We start from the raw sequence: 16,622 nt of genomic DNA on the forward strand, positions 1-16,622 counted from the left end.
TAAAGCGTATAGGAGATGGTTGAGTGACTATGTGGAGCATGCTGTTATTTTGGATTCCCGTTTGTATTGGTATTGTCGCGTTTTGTTACTTTGTCAAACACTCTAGAACAAATAAGCTCCTCATGTTATCTTTTTTACCTATAGTATTTTTTATTGTACAAATTGTTAAACATACCTATATTGAATCGCAAGAAATATTCATTTTTTATGTGGTAGGTTTATTTATCTCTGTGGTCTTTTTCATAATGATACTTTCCTATTTTTATAGAAAATAAATTTTTCTCTTAGAAGTACATTCTTTCGCTGTTTATATAGTCTTCATATCCACTAATCGAGCAACTGCAATATTCGCTTTGCTCTTTGCCAGTCCTCTATAAAATTTGTTACTTTCTCAAATTTCATTGTTGATCCGTCTTTATTCCATATAATTAAGCTTTTAGCGTTTTCCATCTTGACACTCCTATTCCAATTGTTAAAAATTTTTGTGCTACTTGCCTCTAGACAAGTAACTTTTTATTCGTTTGGTTTCTTCATCGAAAAACTTTTGCAACCATTTATTAAGTATTCTTAAATGGAATTTCATTACGAGAAAGGAAACAAAAAAAGAAGTTATTGTAGAGACTAAAATGACTATTATCAATCCCCTCATCCTTCCACCTCTTTCACTGGCACAGCAAATGGCCAGAAGCGTTCGTCATTCCCTTTGATTTCCTTTTCAGTAAAAGTTGGAATATGTGCTTTGTTATTTGTATAATCAGCGTTTCCTTCTTCATCTAAAAAAGTATATTTCCATCCACCTTTATTTTCACTCAATATCACATAATACATCGGCTCTTTCTCGACCTCGTAGCCATCTTTCATGCGAATGAGTGTTTCGATTGGATTTTTTTTCGAATTGGCAAACCATTGATGAAATTCATTACGATATTCTTTGCAAATCTCCATCGCTCTAACACATTCGTAGAATATTGGAATTTCTAAATTATCCTTTGCATCCTCAAACCACTTAGCTACAAACTCAGGCAACACTGGCTTTTGCTGTTCCTCCTTCATAAAAACTAACCAGTGAGTTTGACTCCTTTTATTTCCAAACAAAGGGCTATATGGTTCAACTGCTTTCAACACGTCTTTGAGTTTTACCTGGTTCTCATTCCATTTGAAAATCAATGTTCCACTAGGTTTCAAGACTCGCATACACTCTGACATACCTTGTTTTATATCTTCTGGCCAGTTCTCTTTATCTAACTGTCCGTATTGACCTTTCATAATCGAATTCTGGCCAGCCCATTTTAAATGTGGCGGATCAAATACAACTAAATCGTAAACATTATTTTCAAAAGGCATGTCCCTAAAATCAGCTACAACATCTGGTTTCACATTTATTTTCTTTCCGTGGATCTCGTACTCTTCTTCTCGTATATCCATATACGTTGCAAAACTACAATCTTTATCGAACCAGAACAAACGACTACCACAGCATGCATCTAATATTTTCGGCATTCATTCCACTTCCTTTTAAATGCTTCTCTCTTCTCCGCCTTCTAAATAAATGATCCCAGATTTCTTATTAAGGCTTACGCATCTGATTTCTTGATTAGAACCTCTTTCGTAGCCAGCATCTTGATAACTCTTTTCGTAATAATCCACGGTTGAGACTAAGACTTCCGCTTCTGGGTTAAGTTGTAGAATTGGTATTAATTGTTTTGCTTTCATTTACTGTTCTCCTTCATAAAAACTAACCAATGTGTTTTTGTTCACTTGCTTGAATATATCTGAGTTTCAATCTTATTATTCGTCTCTAAATCTCTAACGTGTTAGCGTTAATTTGTGGGGGATTTAGGGGGTGGCTCATTTGTTTATAACTGCAAAAGTTATCTTTTGGGTGATAGTTATTCTTTTCGTCCTAGTTATTTGTAGATTTGCAAAATGTAATGCTCAATGTTACACAATGTTTCTTTTTGCATGTCCGATTTTTTATTTTATAATTAAAATATTTAACTATGGACTTGATCAATCGTTATCTGTTTTTATTAGATATTTGATTGGCCTATTTCTCGCAGTTGTTACTTTTATCGCATATCTAATCTATCGCTTTAAAAAGTAACAACTAAACCAGTCTTTATGGCTGGTTTCTTAGTCTATTGCTTCAATATTTCACTATTCTCGTACATATTTCCGATGACCCTTACATAAGGCTTTAGCCTAGCTAATAATAAATCTCCGGCACACCATGTTAAGTCGTGTTGATTCCATCCAACTACATAATTGCCTTCGATTTCTATTCCTGCACCACTATCTTCTTTTCTTTGAAATGGATGATTTTCGACCGCTACAATATCCCCAGCAAAAATCTCCACACCGTTCTTATCTTTCAGTCCTGTGGATTGCATGAGTATGGTATCGACTTCAAAACTGTACCAATCACCTCTACCGTTTTCTATGGATAAATAGCCTATATTATCGCTAAAATCTATTAATTCAACTTCATGCATTGACTTGTTTTTCTTATCCCACGCTCGAAACTTCGGTATCATTTTTCTTCCTCCATACTCTCAAAAATAGTAATAGCTTTCTCTAAGCCTTTTCGTTCTTCGCCAGTAGCGCATGTGTATAGATAGCTTCTTAATCGACGAATGGCTTTACTGATCGATATTCGTTTCATTTGCTAATCTTCTTAGTAGTCAAAATCATCGGCTCTGGCATAATCTGATCATCTTTCAAAAATTCATTTGAATAATGATTTCGTAGCTTTTTGTTATTGGTAAATGTTTTCAGCAACCACTGACTTGCTTCGCTTTTGTCCTTGCCAGTGAAATAAATTTTTCCAGTTCGTATTCCTGCAACTTGAATCACCTTGTTCACCTCAAATCATTTTTTCGTTGATTAAATGGATCAGCAACAAACTGATATCAATAATCTTTTGATCCATTATTTCAGCGACTACACTTGGTTTCACTCCTTGAGAAAAGAGCAAGCGGGCTTGCTCTATCTCTTCATCCGTCCACGTGAATTTTGCATTCTCAAGGATGATATTGTATTCTTTCAAACGCATTATTCTTCAGGGAAAATGATGTCATCTTTTGATTTGGACCAGCTATCCGCAAATGGCGCAAAGTATTGTCTAGCTAATTCGATTTGATCGATTAAAGCAGTCTCAGACAATTCATGATCAGCTGCAATTTCATTCAGGTTGTCGCCTTCCTCCAAACGAATTAGAACGTCTCTGATATTCACAGTTACTTTTTCAGGCAGTTGTAGGGTTGTCGCCTTTTTAATAAACTCATCGATTGTTTCTTTTGAAACAAGAATTTTCACGTTTTCAACTTCTTCTACATCGTCACCCACATCGAGAGAAGTTTGTTCTTCTTTTTTGATTTCAGTTGTACCATCTGGATTTACTACGTACTCAATGTTTGGTTTTTTCGTCTGCTTATTAACTGGCAGAGTGTATTCAATCGTTTCTGGTTGAATCACGACAGTCACAGTCGATCCTAGAAACTCTGTCAGTTTTTCTGTACTTCCTCTAAGAGATCCGTTACTAACTACTAGTAACACTTCTGTATTCCCATTTGATTTTGATGTTACTTTCTTTAATTCAGGTCTGAAATTTACTTGTTTTGTCATTTTATTTTCCTACTTTCTTTGATATGATTTTTTTAAAGGAGTTGAATTTAGAATGTTTAATATGCCTAAAGAGCATTTAAAAAAACTTATTAGAAGAGTTCGTTATAAAATTATAGGATCAAAAATTTATACTAAATTCTTTGATAAACAAACAGATTCACGAAAAATGAAAAAATTTCTAAAAAATGTAGCTAATGGCAAATACAGTTTGAAAAATAATATAGGTAGAACTAATGTTAATCCAGAAGATGACTTGTTTATTGTTGAGATAGCAATCGAAAATGAATACGTAAGAGGCATTGAATTAGATATAGACGAATTTGTTCCTTATTTAAATGTATCCTATCCCTCTGTTACTGTTTTAGGAGAAAATTTCTTGCGTAATCAATCTTTTTACAATAAACACCCTATTTGGTCAGCAATTTTAATAGCAATTATTTCATCGTTCTTCACTCTGCTCATAAGTGATTTTTTCAAGTAACTAATTCTATATAGAAGCTTGTCACTGGAGCTTCTTCTTTCTACGTTCAGATTGTCTTTTCCGTTGCTGTCTCGCCGATTCAAAACAATCCATTTCGATAAACTTATTGATCTTTGAGTCGAACTTTGCGAACGTAACAGGAAAGCCATATCTATGAGCAAACATTTTCATTTTGAGCATAGAGTTAGCGTCTTGATAACCTTTGACATCAATCACTTTTTTTACTTGACCATTTTCATAAATTACAAAATCCGCTCTATAATGGATTGGTGCGATCTTACGCCCATTGCATAGAAATCCTTCTTGAAGCAATACATTCTCCTGCATCGAGCAATAAGTTTCTGATAGAGGCATGAAGCTTATACCATTCCGCTTTAATTTCATGTAGTATCTAGCTTCTGCTTTTGAATCAAACATGATTCCGTCTACTTCGTGCTTTTTGTTTCCGTATTTGCTTCTTGTTGCCATTGCCTATGCTCCTTTTTTAATCTAGCAATTCGATCCTTCACTTTTTCGCCATTTCTATTACACACCGGACAAGGTTCGCAAGTTGACCAACCAAGCGATGTCTTGTACCAAATCATCAGTTCATCATTACATCTTAAACAAGTCATTTTGCACCTCTCATCCAATCTTGATTGTTTTTCTTTGGTGTCACTTCTTTCTGAGCAACTACGAATTTAGTTTTTGCATGCTTTCGCTCACGCTTAATTGTCTTGAATATTTCGCCACCACATGTACTCGCAACTAGTTCAGCAGCTTCGTAGCTTTCGTGGTGATGTGCTTGCTCTGCTGAAATGACACCTTTTCCATTTTTGTCTAAGTAACACATTTTCTTTACTACAAATGTCACACTGGATTCCTCCTCTTGTCCTCGGTATTTTTGAATACTGCAATATTGCCTTTCGTCCCATTCATCACACGAGAGAACACACGCTCGCCGTAGGCATGTTTTAATTGTTTCGACGACAAATTAGTCGTGAAGATGGTAGCTTTGTTTAAACGAGCTTCTGTGAGCGATGTAAGCACATCGACATCATAAGAAGTTGCTTGATTGTTTTCTTCCATTCGACCAAGTTCAGCTCCTAAATCGTCAATCACGACAAAATCAGATTTTTTTATTTCAGCCATCAATGATCCTGTGATCGATTTTCGTGCTTCTGGATCATTCATCGCAAACTTTAATTGCTCAAGTAGCTCTCGATAGCTGATAAACGAACAAGATATTTTGTAATTTGATTTTTTCATCACTTCTTGAATAACCGCAGCACCTAAGTGTGTTTTACCCGAACCTGGTCTACCGGTTATCACTGCATGAATTGTGCTACTGTCTACAATTTTTGTAACCCATTCTTGAGCCATCTGTTTCGCTTGAAAAGTTTCAGCATCAACAGTTTTGTAATTATCGAAATTAAAGGTCCAAATGGCATCGTCCGTAATCATTGAGCTATTCAACATTCGATTGATTGCATCTTTCTTTCTAGCTTCATTTGCTTTCAAAATGGCTTGTTTCTGATTCTTCGAAACCATTTCCCGATAGCCACAAGATTTGTTAATGCAAGTTGGGCCGCATCGATCTGTGCCATCTTTGTTCTTCGCTTTCCAAACATATAAGGAATCACTGCAGTTGGGGCATTTGGATTCTGTGATAGTTAGTCCACCATATTGCGCTGCCATTGCGCTTAGTTTTTTATCCATTACCATTCCTCACCTGTTTCTGGTAAATCTTCCGTTGCAATTGTTTGTTGCTTTCGTTTGTCTTTTTGAGCCGTCATCTTGTCAAAATGTTTCCGAAGACTAGTGGGTGACTGAACCACAGTGGACCAAAACTCATGGCTAGTTGACCAAACAATCATGTCTTGAACTTCTTTTCCGGTCCGTTTATCTGATTCAATAGTCAAACGAATTGTATTTGCCCATTTATCCAAATCAGGTTCTTTGATGTTTTGATTTTTTCGAATGAGTTTTAATAAAAGAATCGCTAATTTTTTATTTGGATTATCATCTGCATACTCTCGTGTTTTTCGAGAGTTGCGAGGATTATTATTCTTATCATTCTTATCATTCTTATCATTCTTGTTTGTTGTCACTGGCTTGTCATTCGATTGTCCGTCGCTTGTCACTGGCTTGTCACTCGATTGATAGTCAGACCAATTTATTATTGTTATAACGCTATATCTAGCGTTCGATTGGATTGTCAATAATTCTTCATTTTCAAATTTCTTAAGCCATCTCCATAGCGTTCGCCATGCAATTGCTTTGTCACTCGGGACTCCTTCGTTGTACTCTTTTGCTATTGCATAGGCTCCTGTGACGAATTGTCCGCTTGTCAAACGTACTTCTTGACCGTTAAATAAAAATTTTCTATCTTCATGACTAGCCTTCATTAAACACAATATCCATAGCTTGAACATATCGGAATTGGTCCAAACGAATGAACTAGTCACTTTACGGTATAACTTGATGTATCCTAGATTCATTCGCAAAGCACCTCCGTTTAAAGATCGTCCATGCTAGTGAATCCAGTAATTGAAAGGTTACCTCGACAATACTCGCACGTACCACAAGGTATCGGTCTTTCTTCGCCATTTTTCACTTTGACAATTCTTTCAATATTTTCTTTCAGCATGATTAACTCGTAACTCATCTTGTCTTGATCAATCGTTATCAACCTTGCCTCGCTAGGCGTTTGTTTAGAAACCGCTGCAATGATTGGCATAAACGTCTTTCCGTATTGCTGTAAAAGAAGCTCTTGATAGATTGCCATTTGAAGCGCATATCCAAAGTTGACGATAAACGTTTCTCTTGATCCGTAATTTTCATTCCACTTGCGTTCATGCATATCCTTCGTTGTTTTGATATCAACGAAATACCCTTCTTCGACATTCAGACAATCGATTTTACCTTTCCATGTCGCCCCAAATAATTCGCCAGTTACAATTGTTTCTTTCTCGCCTTGATAAATATTTATGAACGCTTCTTCTTGTTTCAATCGCTCAATCATTTGTTCGGCGATCTGGAAATCTTTCAATAGTCCAAAAGGTTTGCGACTAGAAAACATTTTGGATTTATTTTCTTCTTTAAATGCTTCATGTACTTCTTTTGACTCAAAATAAGAATGTACGTAGTTTCCAACTAAAAGAGCTTTAGGGTCAGATATCGGTTGCCAATCGCCTTTAAGTTTTGCTAATGCCGCCGCTTCGCAATTCAAAAACAATTTATATTGTGATGTTGACATGTAGTGCCAGTCAGCTTCATTTGAATAGTAATTTTCATCAGAAAGGATAGTCATCATCATCGAATTCAGTGACATCGTCTACACCTTCCTCACGTCCGAAATTTGGCACATCTAATAATTCTTCTTGAATCGGTTCGCTCACTGCTTCTTTTATGATTGGATGAGCTTGTTCGATTTTTTGATATCCTGGCATATTCGCAATACGAGTGTTTTCCTCTTGAATATCGTCAGGGATCATAATCTCTTCTGCTTCTTTTTGAATTGGTTCAGCCTTCTTGTTGGAGAACAGCTTCTCTTCAAGTGCTACAACCTGTTTAGGCTGTGGTGTAACATCTTTACGCTCATCATCGAATTCATTTTCTAAAGTGTCTTTTGCTGCTTGAAGTAATAAATCATTGTCATTACTTGTGTTGATCAATGATTTAGCTGCTCGATTGATTACTGTACGCTTAGCCATTTCCTCCGGAAATTCCTTTTGAGGTCCTGAACCTTTCATTTTGGATTTCGCCCAACTTTGATCGATTTGTTTTTTGGTCATGACTGTCGTAATTTCTTTGCCATTCGCTAACTTGATAACTACATAAGCCGCAACAATTTCATTGTCTAAATTCTCAAACTTCGTTTCGTGTTTAGTGACAACCATGTGTGGTCCATTCATGCCAACTTGAAAATCATCACCTTGTCGCACTACAACTGGAGTAATATCAGCTCCACCAGTCACACGATCAAGAACTGCCATCGTTCCAAAATACGAACGCATCAGCTGAACCTTATTTCCGTATTTGATAAAATAGCATTGTTTTTTCGCTGGAGATAACCCTTGAATGACCATATCTAGAAGCGCATTAGAAATCGATGTTTTCATTTCCTGATTAGTTGCCGCCATCTGTAACAGATTTCCGCCTGTATTATTTGTCAGTTCGAAAAAAGCACTCTTCAAAGCATTTTGTGGACTATATCCTGGTGGCATTTCTAAGCCTTGTTCTCGAAGCCTTTCTAGATTTCCAATCACCTGTTCATCTAGTGAGCGTTGTGTTGTTTGTGTTAAATCATTTGCCATATTTTATTCTCCTTTGTTTTGCTATACTTATTTTGAAAGTGAGGCGATAAAAATGTATAAGTTGAAAAAAGATACCTATAATGAGCTTTCTGGAATCTGTCGATTAGTTATGCAGAACATTAGAGATCTAGAGGAAGGTAGTAAAATGGACTTATTCGATCCTCGTATTAGTAATGAAGAATATTATTTATACTCATCTGTTCTTAAAAACTATAATTCTTTAGGGAATCAGTTGCTCAATAATTGGGAAACTTTAAAGTTTGACGATATAGACGCTTTTTTCACTAAACTGAGTACGTATATTAAATACTTAGATTTGTTCATTAAAGAACCAACTATAGAAAATCAGTTGAGATTAACGTCTATTTACGACAGTCTTGATAAACTTAATCAGCGTATTTAAGATCATCATCTGCAAAAACAATCAGGATTGTATCTGTCATAATTTGTCCGATATGAAAATTTGCATCGAATCCATCAGATGGAATTTCTCTTCTGAATTCATTTAACTTTTTGTGTAAAAAGAACAGTTCTTCTTCTTTCATCGAAGGAAGAAGTTCTTTTTTTGTTGCCAAAACTTTATTGAAAAACTCTTTGCTTAGACTTTGTAATTCATTCGCTAATTTTTCTGATACATCATTTGTCATCCCTAAATTCCTCCTAGTGCAATCTTTGGAAAATGTTGTTGTACATATTCCAAAATATCCGCTTCTTGCACGTAGCCATCTTCGGTTAAATAGCAAGAGTCACCTTCATAAATAGGATTGTCTTGCCAGTCAGTAGCTACTGGCTTTAGATCTTTTTGCGGTTCCTGTCTGGCACCTAATGAATCAAAGTCTTTCATCACGAACCTCCTAGAATTCCCAGAACAGTTTCAACGTGTCGTTGTCTTGTTCAATACTAGATACACCCTCTGTTTCCAATGCTGCTAAAAATGAAGGTGTTAGTCCTTTTGAGCGGATCGTGCAACTCGTTTGACCATAACTTGCAGCAGTCAAAATCTTTTCTTGGATATCTTGTTGAGCTTTATTCATCATTGCTTCAAATATTTCATCGCCTAAACCTTTTACTGAGATCATTTCTTTCCTCCTGTGATATAATGAATTGAAAGATTTTTTTGGACACGATCATGCTTGCCGGCGGTCGTGTCTTTTTTGTTTCTGATTAGAAACATCTAGCCAATTGATCAGAAACAAACAAATGCTATAGATTACGCCAAATACCAAATTAAAATGTGTAATAGTAACCAACATCGCTAACATAAATCCAACAATTATAACGTCTGATTTATTCATTTTTTATACCCTCCATTCAAATATCTAAACAAAGCTATACTGCTAAATCGCCACTCTCTTCCAACTTTTGCTGCAGGAACTTTTCCTAGCTCAGCATCTTTAGTTAGTGTTCTTGTGGTAGTTTTCAAGTAGGCAGCAGCTTCTTTGGTATCCCAGATTTCATTTTTTATCTCAGCCTCTATTAAAGAAGCTTTGAGATCTTTGATGTTAACTAAAGCTAGATTTGTCATTTTCCGACCTCCTGTTCTCTATAACTCATACATAGCAATAATTGAATCAATAATTTTGTTCGCTTCAGCAGAAGTTCTTTTGCCACTTAAAATTAATGATAAGTAGCTTTTGTCGATATTGAATCTATCTGCAAGCATTGTGTATGTTAAAAAACGTGAATTTTCAACATAAGCTTTTATTTTTTCTCTGTCTTTTTGTGTAATTTCAGCAATGTCAGTCATTTCAAAACTCCTTTCCTAAATACCTGTAAACAAATTTAACAACTATTTTCTAAATTCATTGACAAACAATAGAGTTTTATTCTATACTTTGTACATAGTTAAATAAGACATACAAACATTGATTTAAATAGCTTTCTTGGCGGTTGGCGTTTATTAATCAATAGTATTTTTATTGTTTTTTTAGTTGTTAAATTTGTTTACAAGAATAAGTATAGAGCTTAAACTCTATTTTGTCAACGAAAAATAGAGTTTTATTCTACGCTTTTTTCTTGTCAGTCTAGAAAGGTTGACATATCAATGAATCCATACGAAAAAATAAAAGAATTAACAAAGCAAAATGGAATATCTGTGAGAGAACTAGAAAAAAGGTTAGGATACTCAAATGGATATTTCAGTAAATGGAAATCCGTATCTCCTAATTCGGAGGGCTTAGCAAAAGTATCAGATTATTTCGGTGTTTCTGTGGATTACTTATTAGGAAGAAAACAAGCTCCTGAGTGGGCAACAAAAGTTGATTTAGTTGAACTCGACAAACTGCTAGATTCAAATGTCAATATGGCGTATGGCGGAGAAACTCTGACAGACGAACAAATACAGCGTGTTAAAGATATTCTTACTGCAACTTTCTGGGATATAGTTAAAGAAGACAAAGAAAAAGGCAAAGAGAAGTGATTGTTTATGGAGTTGGATACTATAAATTTAGTCGAAAAGATCAAGCGGAAGTATCATTCCGCTAATCCTTTTTACATTTGTGAAAATATGAACATTGAAGTTAAATATGTTCCTTTTATAGATAATCCTAAAGGTCAATTTCAAGAAATTCGAGGACGTGCTATTATATTTTTGAATGATACTCTTAAAAATTCTGAGGAGCGCTTTTACATTTGCGCTCATGAGCTTGGCCACGCAATCTTACATCGTGGTTTATCTAGTTATTATGTATCTACAAGGACATCTCGCAGTAAATCAGAAAGTGAAGCTAATTGTTTTGCTGCGAATCTCATTGTCTCTTTATATAGAGAAGATACTGATCGATACCCTCGCAAAATTGAGGAATTGACTAATTTGTACGGCTTGCCAGAAAGCGCTTATCGTTTTTTGATTTAAGTACACAAAAAAAGTCCGTGCTACAACACGGACTAAAGATCTCATTTCTAAGATCGGCTAAATTAATTTTAACATAAGATTAACAAACATGATGGTAGGTGAATTTTTTTGTCAATACAAATAATTTCTAACTGTACAATTTGTTCCAAAAATAACGAATTTGGATTTGCTGTCGGAGAATACACCAATAATCATTTTCATGAGTTAACTTGCTCAAATAGGGGACACAAAATTAAATATTTTCATGCAGTACCAGATTATCCAATATTCTTTCAAAATGGTTTATATGCATATCATAAAAAGGAATATTTCGAAGCATTTACTTCGCTTTATCATAGCTATGAAATGTTTAGACTAACCTTTGTTCAACTCGTCATGATGGAGAAATTCAATTTTTCATACAAAGAATTGATTGATTATCTTAAACCGATTTCTAAAAGTTCAGTTCAAATTGACGGGGCCTTCAATACTCTATATGCAGCATTTTTTAATGAAATTGCTCCAGATATTCCCGGTAAAATTAAAGCATTAAGAAACACCGTCATTCACGGCTCTCATTATCCTGTTGAAAAAGATGTCTCTAAGTGTGCAAAGGCAATTTTAGTTTTTATCAACTCAATAGAAGAAAAGCTACCACTAAGCGACAGCTATCCACACACGCTTTTTCAAAAACTAGGAGATCTTAGATTAGAGTATCTTCAAATCGAAAAAATTTTGAGGAGATCTGATTTAGAAAGTGGAGCTTCCACTTTGATGACTGATAATTCTAATGTCATAGGTCGAACTCCCATTAATGGTTTGAAGGATTATAATAAATCTCTTTCTTTCGAAGAGGCACTTGTTTACTCAAAGGCTAGCTTAGAAATATTACAAACTAACTCAAAGATTTTCGAATCTATTCACAATAAATAATTACCTCTTATTCCCTTGTTTAAATATTGTTTTTGCTAATTGATTCAATTGAAGTGTAATGTCCCTCATCATTAACTGCTACAACTGTTTTTACAATGTAATTATCAGGTAATGATTCTAGAATTTTTATTAAGCTTTTACGTTCATTTCTCTCACCTCTTAATTGAACGGCCTATTTATAGTCAAATTATATAATTAAAATGAAAAAAACACGATCCCACCCCACCAAGAGTTAGATCGTGCAAAGACAACAAACCTACACAATAGGCTTCTTTACGTGTCTATTGTATCAGAGAAAGCGAGCTGATTCAATTATGTCAGAAGTAACAGGATACTTAGAGCAAATAGACAACGAAACATATAGACTTAGAGCCGTATTAGGATATAAGCCAGACGGCTCAGCCAAAAGAAAAAGCAAAACTATAAAAGCCAATAGTAAAAGATCCGCATACAAAGAACTAAATATTTGGTTAGAACAATTCGAAGGCATGAATGATGATTCATTAGATTTATTCAGTATCACATTTGGTGAATTTTACAGACAAATATGGTTAAAGGAAGCTGAAAAAAATTTAGAGCCAAAATCTTATCATAACTATAAGCGAATGATCGATAATAGATTTCTTGATAAATTCGATTTTATTCCTCTAATTGACATCAAACCATACATGATAAAACGAATTGTTGTTAATGCTCAAAGAATCAATACAAAAGATCCTGAGAGAAACTCTGATAAACCTTTATCAAGAAATACAAAGCTTCGTATGTTATATGCCGTTAACAACTTATTTTTGATGGCTAAAAATGAGTACGGTGCAATTAAAGAAAATCCTGTGGAAAATGTAAAAATACCGAAAGAAAAAGGCGTAAAAAAGAATATCGAGGAACCTTATTCGGAAGAAGAAATTCATGCAATGCTAAAAGCAGCATTTGAGGAAAGTATTGAAATTAAAACTTTAATTGTTCTAGCATTTATTACAGGAGCAAGACAAGGGGAAATTGCAGCTTTAGAAGAAAAAGATATTGACTTTGACAAACAAGAAATAAGATTTCATCAGCGGATATCAGAAGTAGATGGAAAATCAGATATTCGGTTGCTGCCAGGCTTGAAAAATGATGATGATGAAAAAGTAGTAACCGGCCCTGCCTATTTATTTGATATGCTAGATGAATTAATCAAAGAGAACAAAAAGATTCGTTGGAAATTAAACGTGAAGAAATTAAAACACTATTTTATATTCGATACAAAACAAGATGGAACTTTACCGCGTGGAAGTTATCTGTATAAGAAGTTCAAACGATTCACCAAACGCCACAGTTTACGCCACATCCGTTTTCATGACATCAGGCATACATCTGCTACCTATTTACTTAGTGATCCTAATATGACCCCCAAAGAGCTTCAAAAACGATTAGGTCATAGAGATTTTAACACGACGATGAATGTGTATGGCCATGTCTTACGAAAAGAAAAAGATGTAGCGACTACTGCATTTGAAAATTTGTTAAAAGAAGACATTAAATAACTTAAAAAAATAATTTTCTCGGGTATAAACTCGGGTAGGATATACAAGAAGTTGTCAAAAACGACGGAATATAATGATTAAAAAATGCTGTACATTCGCGTATCTTCATTTAAAATTAAATAAAATAACGAACTCTTAATCAGCGGGTCGCGGGTTCGAGCCCCTCACGGCCCATTGGGTGCCAAACCCACGTCACCAGTACACTCTTGGCTACTTCGGTAGTTTGGAAAAGAGTGTACGTGGTGGCATTTTTTTGTTTTAAACATTTTTTTATCACCTTTAAAAAGGCGTACAAGGGTTTTATTCTCTCCTGTTGATTATTGGGATACTTACGTGATTATCATTATCTTCACCACTTATCTATTTACTCCCAAAACGCTTCGCCTCTAAGTAGATGATCTATGCTCTTTTCAAGAATCAAAATATTTCTGTCTAAATTCTTAGAATGAATTCCCACTTTTCGGGTATCTTTCAAAGATAGATTACCACCATATCTTTCAAAAATATTAGGAACCTTTTGATTCAAAAAACCCCCTCCTTTTCCAGTTAACTTTAAACTAAATTAATTGCCTTCTTTCCCTCGCTAATCGTCTCATCCTCTTCATCGAGTACTTGTAATAGCGTTCCCAAACTAAACATTTTCTTCTTTTTGTCCCCCAAAAACATACCAAAAAAGCGTTCCATTAACATTTGGTTAACGAAACGCTCTATACATTGTTCAATTATATCATTTAAAGATAGATCACTTTCTCTTATTCAGATTGATTCCCTATCTACTCCATAGAAAAATTATGTTTCAGACTCCCTCTGAGATCCATTAAAATTGTCTTTTTCTCTATCATCTTACCCTTTTTTTCTATCAGTACTCAAATTGGCGATAATAGCGTCGAATTTCCAGCGGGTGGCAATTCATTTGTTCGACATAGGCATCAATCCGCTGTGTCACGCAATGCATCAATAAGTGAGAAAGCACTCGGCCACGATATTTCTCACTTATTCCTGAAACAGGATAGTCCTTCGTATCGATCAATGTATAGTTTGCACAAATTCTTGGTAACAATTTAGCGACTCTTTCTGATAATGGGCGTTGTTCGTCTTCTCCTAAAAACACTGTGACAGGTGTAGTTTCATCAACGATTTCCAACGTTCCGTGAAGAAACTCAGCAGCATGGATCGATTTTGAACGTAACCAGCTTTGTTCCTCCCAGTAGCACATGGCGTAAGAATAGACTGCACCCCATTGATTTCCCGCACCGATGAAATAATGCATGGCATCATGACGATGTTTCTCCGCAAATCCTCGCCCAAATTCATCCGCCTGCTTCTCAGCTTCTACTAATCCTTTTGCTAAATATTGTTCCAATTCTTGATAGTAGGCTTCGTAATCAGGAAAATCTCCATGGTTTTTCATTAACCGATCTGCCACCATAAAGAATTTTATTTGTTCTGTTCCTGCTGCAGGATACGTAATGATATGGTCACATTGTTCCGCCAAAATACTGCCTTTTGTATCAATAAACCCTAATAAGGTTGCTCCTACTTTTTTGATTTCTTCAACTGATTTAACCACTTCTTGTGTCGTTCCAGTAACAGAGGACAAGATAACTAACGAGTCTTTAGTCAAACGACGGTTACCGGTTGTATAATATTCTGCCGCATGTTGGACGTAAACTGGTAGGTCGCTTTTTCCATTGATGTAGGTAACTGCTTGCATGGCAGAAGCATACGTACCACCAATTCCTAGATAATAAATCGCATCAAAGCCTTGTTCATCAAGGAAATCGACTATTTTTTCAATTTCAGGACGTAGCTCTAACATTCCTTGGATATCATCAATTTGTTGTTGTTCATTAAATTTAAGCATTTTTCCACCTCTAAATTTTACTTTTTAAAACTTGATCAAAGTCATCAAAAATACGGTTATTCAGATCGATCCCTTTAGCACCTGCCCCGAGATAGGAGAAAATTTGGAACGGAATAACTAAAAGCAAAGAAGAAAAAGTTTCTTCACATGCTACATCCAGCCCAAGTGTATCGGGATTCTTTGCTACTGCTGTGGTGATCGTATAAGCTTTTCCTACATGAGATTCTATATAATCATGCAATAGTTGGGCTCTTGATTGATTCGAGCTTGGTGCTTCTATAAAGAAGAGCACATGTTGATGATTGGCTTCAAGATAAGGTCCGTGCATATAAGCTTCCAATTCAAACCCTTGAGAAGGCACTCGAATGGTTTCGGTGAATTTCGTTTCAAATTCTTTAGCGGTTCCCCAGTTTGGTCCATAACCGACTGCCACAAACCGATTCGCTAGTTTAAAGATGCTTGCGTTTTTCTCAAAAAAATCAATCGTTTTAGCTATAACTTGCGGAATGGCCTCAATCATCTCCTCTAACTGGTTTTTGGTCATCGACACTTGTTCATCGGATAGTATTCCTTTACTGTAACCAATAGATACCCCCATTAAATAGAGTTGTAATACCGTTGCTACATATCCTTTTGTCACGAATCCAACGGTTTCGATCCCAGTTCCTAGATCAATTCTTTCGTTTGCTTTTTGAGCCAGAAGACTTTGGGAATCACTACTTAAACTGATTGTGTAAAAACCTTGTTCGGACAAATGCGCCACTGCATCTATAGTAGAGGTACTTTTTCCGCTTTGAGAAACCGCCAAAACTGTCTCTATTTCTTTAGAAAGATGTCCGTAATGATTAAAGTGGTATGGCTCTTCAATAGTGACAGTGATCCCCGCTAATTTCTCCATCGCGTACTTTGCTGCTAAACAGGCATTTGAAGAAGAACCTGTTGCCAAAATCAATAGATGTTCGATCGCAGCTCTTTTTTCTTCTTTTTTAGGAACAAATTCCTGCAAGATCTTAACTAATGTTGCTTGCTCTTCCTGTATATAGTCCATCATTGTTGCCACAAC

At 35.4% G+C, this 16,622-nt stretch carries 28 protein-coding genes and 1 pseudogene; 7 read left to right on the forward strand and 22 right to left on the reverse strand.

What is annotated here, in order from left to right; all coding sequences use genetic code 11:
* The first annotated feature begins 23 nt into the window (after window positions 1–23).
* The gene (locus IGJ19_RS12185) at window positions 24–275 is read left to right on the forward strand and encodes a hypothetical protein (RefSeq protein ID WP_430604145.1); all 252 of its coding nucleotides are present in this window, start codon (window positions 24–26) and stop codon (window positions 273–275) included.
* A gap of 370 nt (window positions 276–645) precedes the next feature.
* On the opposite strand, the gene IGJ19_RS12190 is transcribed toward IGJ19_RS12185, so the two are convergent.
* The 8 genes and pseudogenes from IGJ19_RS12190 to IGJ19_RS12225 all read right to left on the reverse strand — a co-directional run bounded on the left by IGJ19_RS12190 (window position 646) and on the right by IGJ19_RS12225 (window position 3,624).
* Window positions 646–1,053 (reverse strand): DUF1642 domain-containing protein, encoded by a 408-nt coding sequence (locus tag IGJ19_RS12190; protein ID WP_081367399.1) that lies wholly within the window; start codon window positions 1,051–1,053, stop codon window positions 646–648.
* A pseudogene (locus tag IGJ19_RS12195) lies at window positions 1,042–1,500 on the reverse strand (SAM-dependent methyltransferase); the annotation flags it as partial. The pseudogene IGJ19_RS12195 and the gene IGJ19_RS12190, both read right to left, overlap by 12 nt.
* Window positions 1,501–1,515: 15 nt before the next feature.
* The gene (locus IGJ19_RS12200; protein WP_023520227.1) at window positions 1,516–1,713 is read right to left on the reverse strand and encodes a hypothetical protein; all 198 of its coding nucleotides are present in this window, start codon (window positions 1,711–1,713) and stop codon (window positions 1,516–1,518) included.
* Window positions 1,714–2,138: 425 nt separating this feature from the next.
* Window positions 2,139–2,534 (reverse strand): YopX family protein, encoded by a 396-nt coding sequence (locus IGJ19_RS12205; RefSeq protein ID WP_430604146.1) that lies wholly within the window; start codon window positions 2,532–2,534, stop codon window positions 2,139–2,141.
* A complete protein-coding gene (locus tag IGJ19_RS12210; protein ID WP_430604147.1) occupies window positions 2,531–2,662 on the reverse strand; it encodes a hypothetical protein in 132 nt (43 codons plus the stop codon). Before IGJ19_RS12210 ends, IGJ19_RS12205 begins: the two co-directional genes overlap by 4 nt.
* Entirely contained in the window at window positions 2,659–2,853 is a 195-nt protein-coding gene (locus tag IGJ19_RS12215; RefSeq protein ID WP_430604148.1) for a hypothetical protein, read from the reverse strand. The genes IGJ19_RS12210 and IGJ19_RS12215 overlap by 4 nt, the downstream gene beginning before the upstream one ends.
* Window positions 2,854–2,863: 10 nt before the next feature.
* Window positions 2,864–3,052 carry a hypothetical protein gene (locus tag IGJ19_RS12220; protein WP_034689036.1) on the reverse strand — a complete coding sequence of 63 codons (189 nt, stop codon included), beginning with the start codon at window positions 3,050–3,052 and terminating at the stop codon, window positions 2,864–2,866.
* The gene (locus tag IGJ19_RS12225; RefSeq protein WP_430604149.1) at window positions 3,052–3,624 is read right to left on the reverse strand and encodes a hypothetical protein; all 573 of its coding nucleotides are present in this window, start codon (window positions 3,622–3,624) and stop codon (window positions 3,052–3,054) included. Before IGJ19_RS12225 ends, IGJ19_RS12220 begins: the two co-directional genes overlap by 1 nt.
* Window positions 3,625–3,676: 52 nt before the next feature.
* Between IGJ19_RS12225 and IGJ19_RS12230 the strand changes: the two genes are divergently transcribed.
* On the forward strand, window positions 3,677–4,105 hold the full coding sequence (locus tag IGJ19_RS12230) for a hypothetical protein (RefSeq protein ID WP_430604150.1): 429 nt from the start codon (window positions 3,677–3,679) through the stop codon (window positions 4,103–4,105).
* Between the two features lie 21 nt (window positions 4,106–4,126).
* On the opposite strand, the gene IGJ19_RS12235 is transcribed toward IGJ19_RS12230, so the two are convergent.
* The 6 genes from IGJ19_RS12235 to IGJ19_RS12260 all read right to left on the reverse strand — a co-directional run bounded on the left by IGJ19_RS12235 (window position 4,127) and on the right by IGJ19_RS12260 (window position 8,403).
* Entirely contained in the window at window positions 4,127–4,573 is a 447-nt protein-coding gene (locus IGJ19_RS12235) for a DUF1064 domain-containing protein (protein WP_430604151.1), read from the reverse strand.
* Between the two features lie 142 nt (window positions 4,574–4,715).
* A complete protein-coding gene (locus tag IGJ19_RS12240; protein WP_430604152.1) occupies window positions 4,716–4,958 on the reverse strand; it encodes a hypothetical protein in 243 nt (80 codons plus the stop codon).
* On the reverse strand, window positions 4,955–5,803 hold the full coding sequence (locus IGJ19_RS12245; protein WP_430604154.1) for an ATP-binding protein: 849 nt from the start codon (window positions 5,801–5,803) through the stop codon (window positions 4,955–4,957). Before IGJ19_RS12245 ends, IGJ19_RS12240 begins: the two co-directional genes overlap by 4 nt.
* Window positions 5,803–6,585 carry a hypothetical protein gene (locus IGJ19_RS12250; protein WP_430604155.1) on the reverse strand — a complete coding sequence of 261 codons (783 nt, stop codon included), beginning with the start codon at window positions 6,583–6,585 and terminating at the stop codon, window positions 5,803–5,805. The genes IGJ19_RS12245 and IGJ19_RS12250 overlap by 1 nt, the downstream gene beginning before the upstream one ends.
* A gap of 17 nt (window positions 6,586–6,602) precedes the next feature.
* Window positions 6,603–7,418, reverse strand: a complete 816-nt coding sequence (locus IGJ19_RS12255; RefSeq protein ID WP_430604156.1) for a PD-(D/E)XK nuclease-like domain-containing protein — start codon at window positions 7,416–7,418, stop codon at window positions 6,603–6,605.
* Window positions 7,381–8,403 carry a recombinase RecT gene (locus tag IGJ19_RS12260; RefSeq protein WP_430604157.1) on the reverse strand — a complete coding sequence of 341 codons (1,023 nt, stop codon included), beginning with the start codon at window positions 8,401–8,403 and terminating at the stop codon, window positions 7,381–7,383. The genes IGJ19_RS12255 and IGJ19_RS12260 overlap by 38 nt, the downstream gene beginning before the upstream one ends.
* A gap of 52 nt (window positions 8,404–8,455) precedes the next feature.
* Here IGJ19_RS12260 and IGJ19_RS12265 point away from each other — a divergent pair, with 52 nt between their 5' ends.
* The gene (locus IGJ19_RS12265; protein ID WP_104660618.1) at window positions 8,456–8,806 is read left to right on the forward strand and encodes a hypothetical protein; all 351 of its coding nucleotides are present in this window, start codon (window positions 8,456–8,458) and stop codon (window positions 8,804–8,806) included.
* Here the strand turns inward: IGJ19_RS12265 and IGJ19_RS12270 are convergent.
* The 5 genes from IGJ19_RS12270 to IGJ19_RS12290 all read right to left on the reverse strand — a co-directional run bounded on the left by IGJ19_RS12270 (window position 8,790) and on the right by IGJ19_RS12290 (window position 10,150).
* Window positions 8,790–9,050, reverse strand: a complete 261-nt coding sequence (locus IGJ19_RS12270; RefSeq protein ID WP_430604158.1) for a hypothetical protein — start codon at window positions 9,048–9,050, stop codon at window positions 8,790–8,792. The genes IGJ19_RS12265 and IGJ19_RS12270 overlap by 17 nt on opposite strands.
* 2 nt (window positions 9,051–9,052) lie before the next feature.
* Window positions 9,053–9,247, reverse strand: a complete 195-nt coding sequence (locus tag IGJ19_RS12275; RefSeq protein WP_430604159.1) for a hypothetical protein — start codon at window positions 9,245–9,247, stop codon at window positions 9,053–9,055.
* 10 nt (window positions 9,248–9,257) lie between these two features.
* A complete protein-coding gene (locus tag IGJ19_RS12280; RefSeq protein ID WP_086334897.1) occupies window positions 9,258–9,482 on the reverse strand; it encodes a hypothetical protein in 225 nt (74 codons plus the stop codon).
* Between the two features lie 212 nt (window positions 9,483–9,694).
* Entirely contained in the window at window positions 9,695–9,928 is a 234-nt protein-coding gene (locus IGJ19_RS12285) for a helix-turn-helix domain-containing protein (protein ID WP_430604160.1), read from the reverse strand.
* An 18-nt stretch (window positions 9,929–9,946) separates the two neighbouring features.
* Window positions 9,947–10,150 (reverse strand): hypothetical protein, encoded by a 204-nt coding sequence (locus IGJ19_RS12290; protein ID WP_108173711.1) that lies wholly within the window; start codon window positions 10,148–10,150, stop codon window positions 9,947–9,949.
* Between the two features lie 297 nt (window positions 10,151–10,447).
* Here IGJ19_RS12290 and IGJ19_RS12295 point away from each other — a divergent pair, with 297 nt between their 5' ends.
* From IGJ19_RS12295 to IGJ19_RS12310, 4 genes are all read left to right on the forward strand, one after another.
* Window positions 10,448–10,822, forward strand: coding sequence for a helix-turn-helix domain-containing protein (locus IGJ19_RS12295; protein WP_430604161.1), 375 nt, complete (start codon window positions 10,448–10,450; stop codon window positions 10,820–10,822).
* Between the two features lie 6 nt (window positions 10,823–10,828).
* A complete protein-coding gene (locus IGJ19_RS12300; protein ID WP_108173590.1) occupies window positions 10,829–11,257 on the forward strand; it encodes an ImmA/IrrE family metallo-endopeptidase in 429 nt (142 codons plus the stop codon).
* 108 nt (window positions 11,258–11,365) lie between these two features.
* Window positions 11,366–12,169 carry a hypothetical protein gene (locus IGJ19_RS12305; protein WP_108173588.1) on the forward strand — a complete coding sequence of 268 codons (804 nt, stop codon included), beginning with the start codon at window positions 11,366–11,368 and terminating at the stop codon, window positions 12,167–12,169.
* Window positions 12,170–12,483: 314 nt separating this feature from the next.
* Window positions 12,484–13,695 (forward strand): tyrosine-type recombinase/integrase, encoded by a 1,212-nt coding sequence (locus IGJ19_RS12310; RefSeq protein WP_430604162.1) that lies wholly within the window; start codon window positions 12,484–12,486, stop codon window positions 13,693–13,695.
* A gap of 364 nt (window positions 13,696–14,059) precedes the next feature.
* Here the strand turns inward: IGJ19_RS12310 and IGJ19_RS12315 are convergent, their stop codons facing one another.
* The 3 genes from IGJ19_RS12315 to IGJ19_RS12325 all read right to left on the reverse strand — a co-directional run bounded on the left by IGJ19_RS12315 (window position 14,060) and on the right by IGJ19_RS12325 (window position 16,619).
* A complete protein-coding gene (locus tag IGJ19_RS12315) occupies window positions 14,060–14,221 on the reverse strand; it encodes a hypothetical protein (protein WP_430604163.1) in 162 nt (53 codons plus the stop codon).
* 333 nt (window positions 14,222–14,554) lie between these two features.
* Window positions 14,555–15,559, reverse strand: a complete 1,005-nt coding sequence (locus tag IGJ19_RS12320) for an SIS domain-containing protein (RefSeq protein ID WP_074799381.1) — start codon at window positions 15,557–15,559, stop codon at window positions 14,555–14,557.
* Between the two features lie 10 nt (window positions 15,560–15,569).
* Window positions 15,570–16,619 carry an SIS domain-containing protein gene (locus tag IGJ19_RS12325; RefSeq protein WP_071866424.1) on the reverse strand — a complete coding sequence of 350 codons (1,050 nt, stop codon included), beginning with the start codon at window positions 16,617–16,619 and terminating at the stop codon, window positions 15,570–15,572.
* Between the last annotated feature and the right edge of the window lie 3 nt (window positions 16,620–16,622).

Source organism: Enterococcus sp. DIV1368b (genome assembly GCF_050529595.1).
Classification (GTDB): domain Bacteria; phylum Bacillota; class Bacilli; order Lactobacillales; family Enterococcaceae; genus Enterococcus_B; species Enterococcus_B mundtii.

Excerpts from the sequence above, each read along its gene's own strand:
- IGJ19_RS12190 (WP_081367399.1), bottom strand. The coding sequence starts at position 1,053 with ATGAAGGAGGAACAGCAAAAGCCAGTGTTGCCTGAGTTTGTAGCTAAG.
- IGJ19_RS12200 (WP_023520227.1), bottom strand. The coding sequence starts at position 1,713 with ATGAAAGCAAAACAATTAATACCAATTCTACAACTTAACCCAGAAGCG.
- IGJ19_RS12205 (WP_430604146.1), bottom strand. The coding sequence starts at position 2,534 with ATGATACCGAAGTTTCGAGCGTGGGATAAGAAAAACAAGTCAATGCAT.
- IGJ19_RS12210 (WP_430604147.1), bottom strand. The coding sequence starts at position 2,662 with ATGAAACGAATATCGATCAGTAAAGCCATTCGTCGATTAAGAAGCTAT.
- IGJ19_RS12220 (WP_034689036.1), bottom strand. The coding sequence starts at position 3,052 with ATGCGTTTGAAAGAATACAATATCATCCTTGAGAATGCAAAATTCACG.
- IGJ19_RS12225 (WP_430604149.1), bottom strand. The coding sequence starts at position 3,624 with ATGACAAAACAAGTAAATTTCAGACCTGAATTAAAGAAAGTAACATCA.
- IGJ19_RS12230 (WP_430604150.1), top strand. The coding sequence starts at position 3,677 with ATGTTTAATATGCCTAAAGAGCATTTAAAAAAACTTATTAGAAGAGTT.
- IGJ19_RS12235 (WP_430604151.1), bottom strand. The coding sequence starts at position 4,573 with ATGGCAACAAGAAGCAAATACGGAAACAAAAAGCACGAAGTAGACGGA.
- IGJ19_RS12245 (WP_430604154.1), bottom strand. The coding sequence starts at position 5,803 with ATGGATAAAAAACTAAGCGCAATGGCAGCGCAATATGGTGGACTAACT.
- IGJ19_RS12250 (WP_430604155.1), bottom strand. The coding sequence starts at position 6,585 with ATGAATCTAGGATACATCAAGTTATACCGTAAAGTGACTAGTTCATTC.
- IGJ19_RS12255 (WP_430604156.1), bottom strand. The coding sequence starts at position 7,418 with ATGTCACTGAATTCGATGATGATGACTATCCTTTCTGATGAAAATTAC.
- IGJ19_RS12260 (WP_430604157.1), bottom strand. The coding sequence starts at position 8,403 with ATGGCAAATGATTTAACACAAACAACACAACGCTCACTAGATGAACAG.
- IGJ19_RS12265 (WP_104660618.1), top strand. The coding sequence starts at position 8,456 with ATGTATAAGTTGAAAAAAGATACCTATAATGAGCTTTCTGGAATCTGT.
- IGJ19_RS12270 (WP_430604158.1), bottom strand. The coding sequence starts at position 9,050 with ATGACAAATGATGTATCAGAAAAATTAGCGAATGAATTACAAAGTCTA.
- IGJ19_RS12275 (WP_430604159.1), bottom strand. The coding sequence starts at position 9,247 with ATGAAAGACTTTGATTCATTAGGTGCCAGACAGGAACCGCAAAAAGAT.
- IGJ19_RS12280 (WP_086334897.1), bottom strand. The coding sequence starts at position 9,482 with ATGATCTCAGTAAAAGGTTTAGGCGATGAAATATTTGAAGCAATGATG.
- IGJ19_RS12285 (WP_430604160.1), bottom strand. The coding sequence starts at position 9,928 with ATGACAAATCTAGCTTTAGTTAACATCAAAGATCTCAAAGCTTCTTTA.
- IGJ19_RS12290 (WP_108173711.1), bottom strand. The coding sequence starts at position 10,150 with ATGACTGACATTGCTGAAATTACACAAAAAGACAGAGAAAAAATAAAA.
- IGJ19_RS12295 (WP_430604161.1), top strand. The coding sequence starts at position 10,448 with ATGAATCCATACGAAAAAATAAAAGAATTAACAAAGCAAAATGGAATA.
- IGJ19_RS12300 (WP_108173590.1), top strand. The coding sequence starts at position 10,829 with ATGGAGTTGGATACTATAAATTTAGTCGAAAAGATCAAGCGGAAGTAT.
- IGJ19_RS12310 (WP_430604162.1), top strand. The coding sequence starts at position 12,484 with ATGTCAGAAGTAACAGGATACTTAGAGCAAATAGACAACGAAACATAT.
- IGJ19_RS12320 (WP_074799381.1), bottom strand. The coding sequence starts at position 15,559 with ATGCTTAAATTTAATGAACAACAACAAATTGATGATATCCAAGGAATG.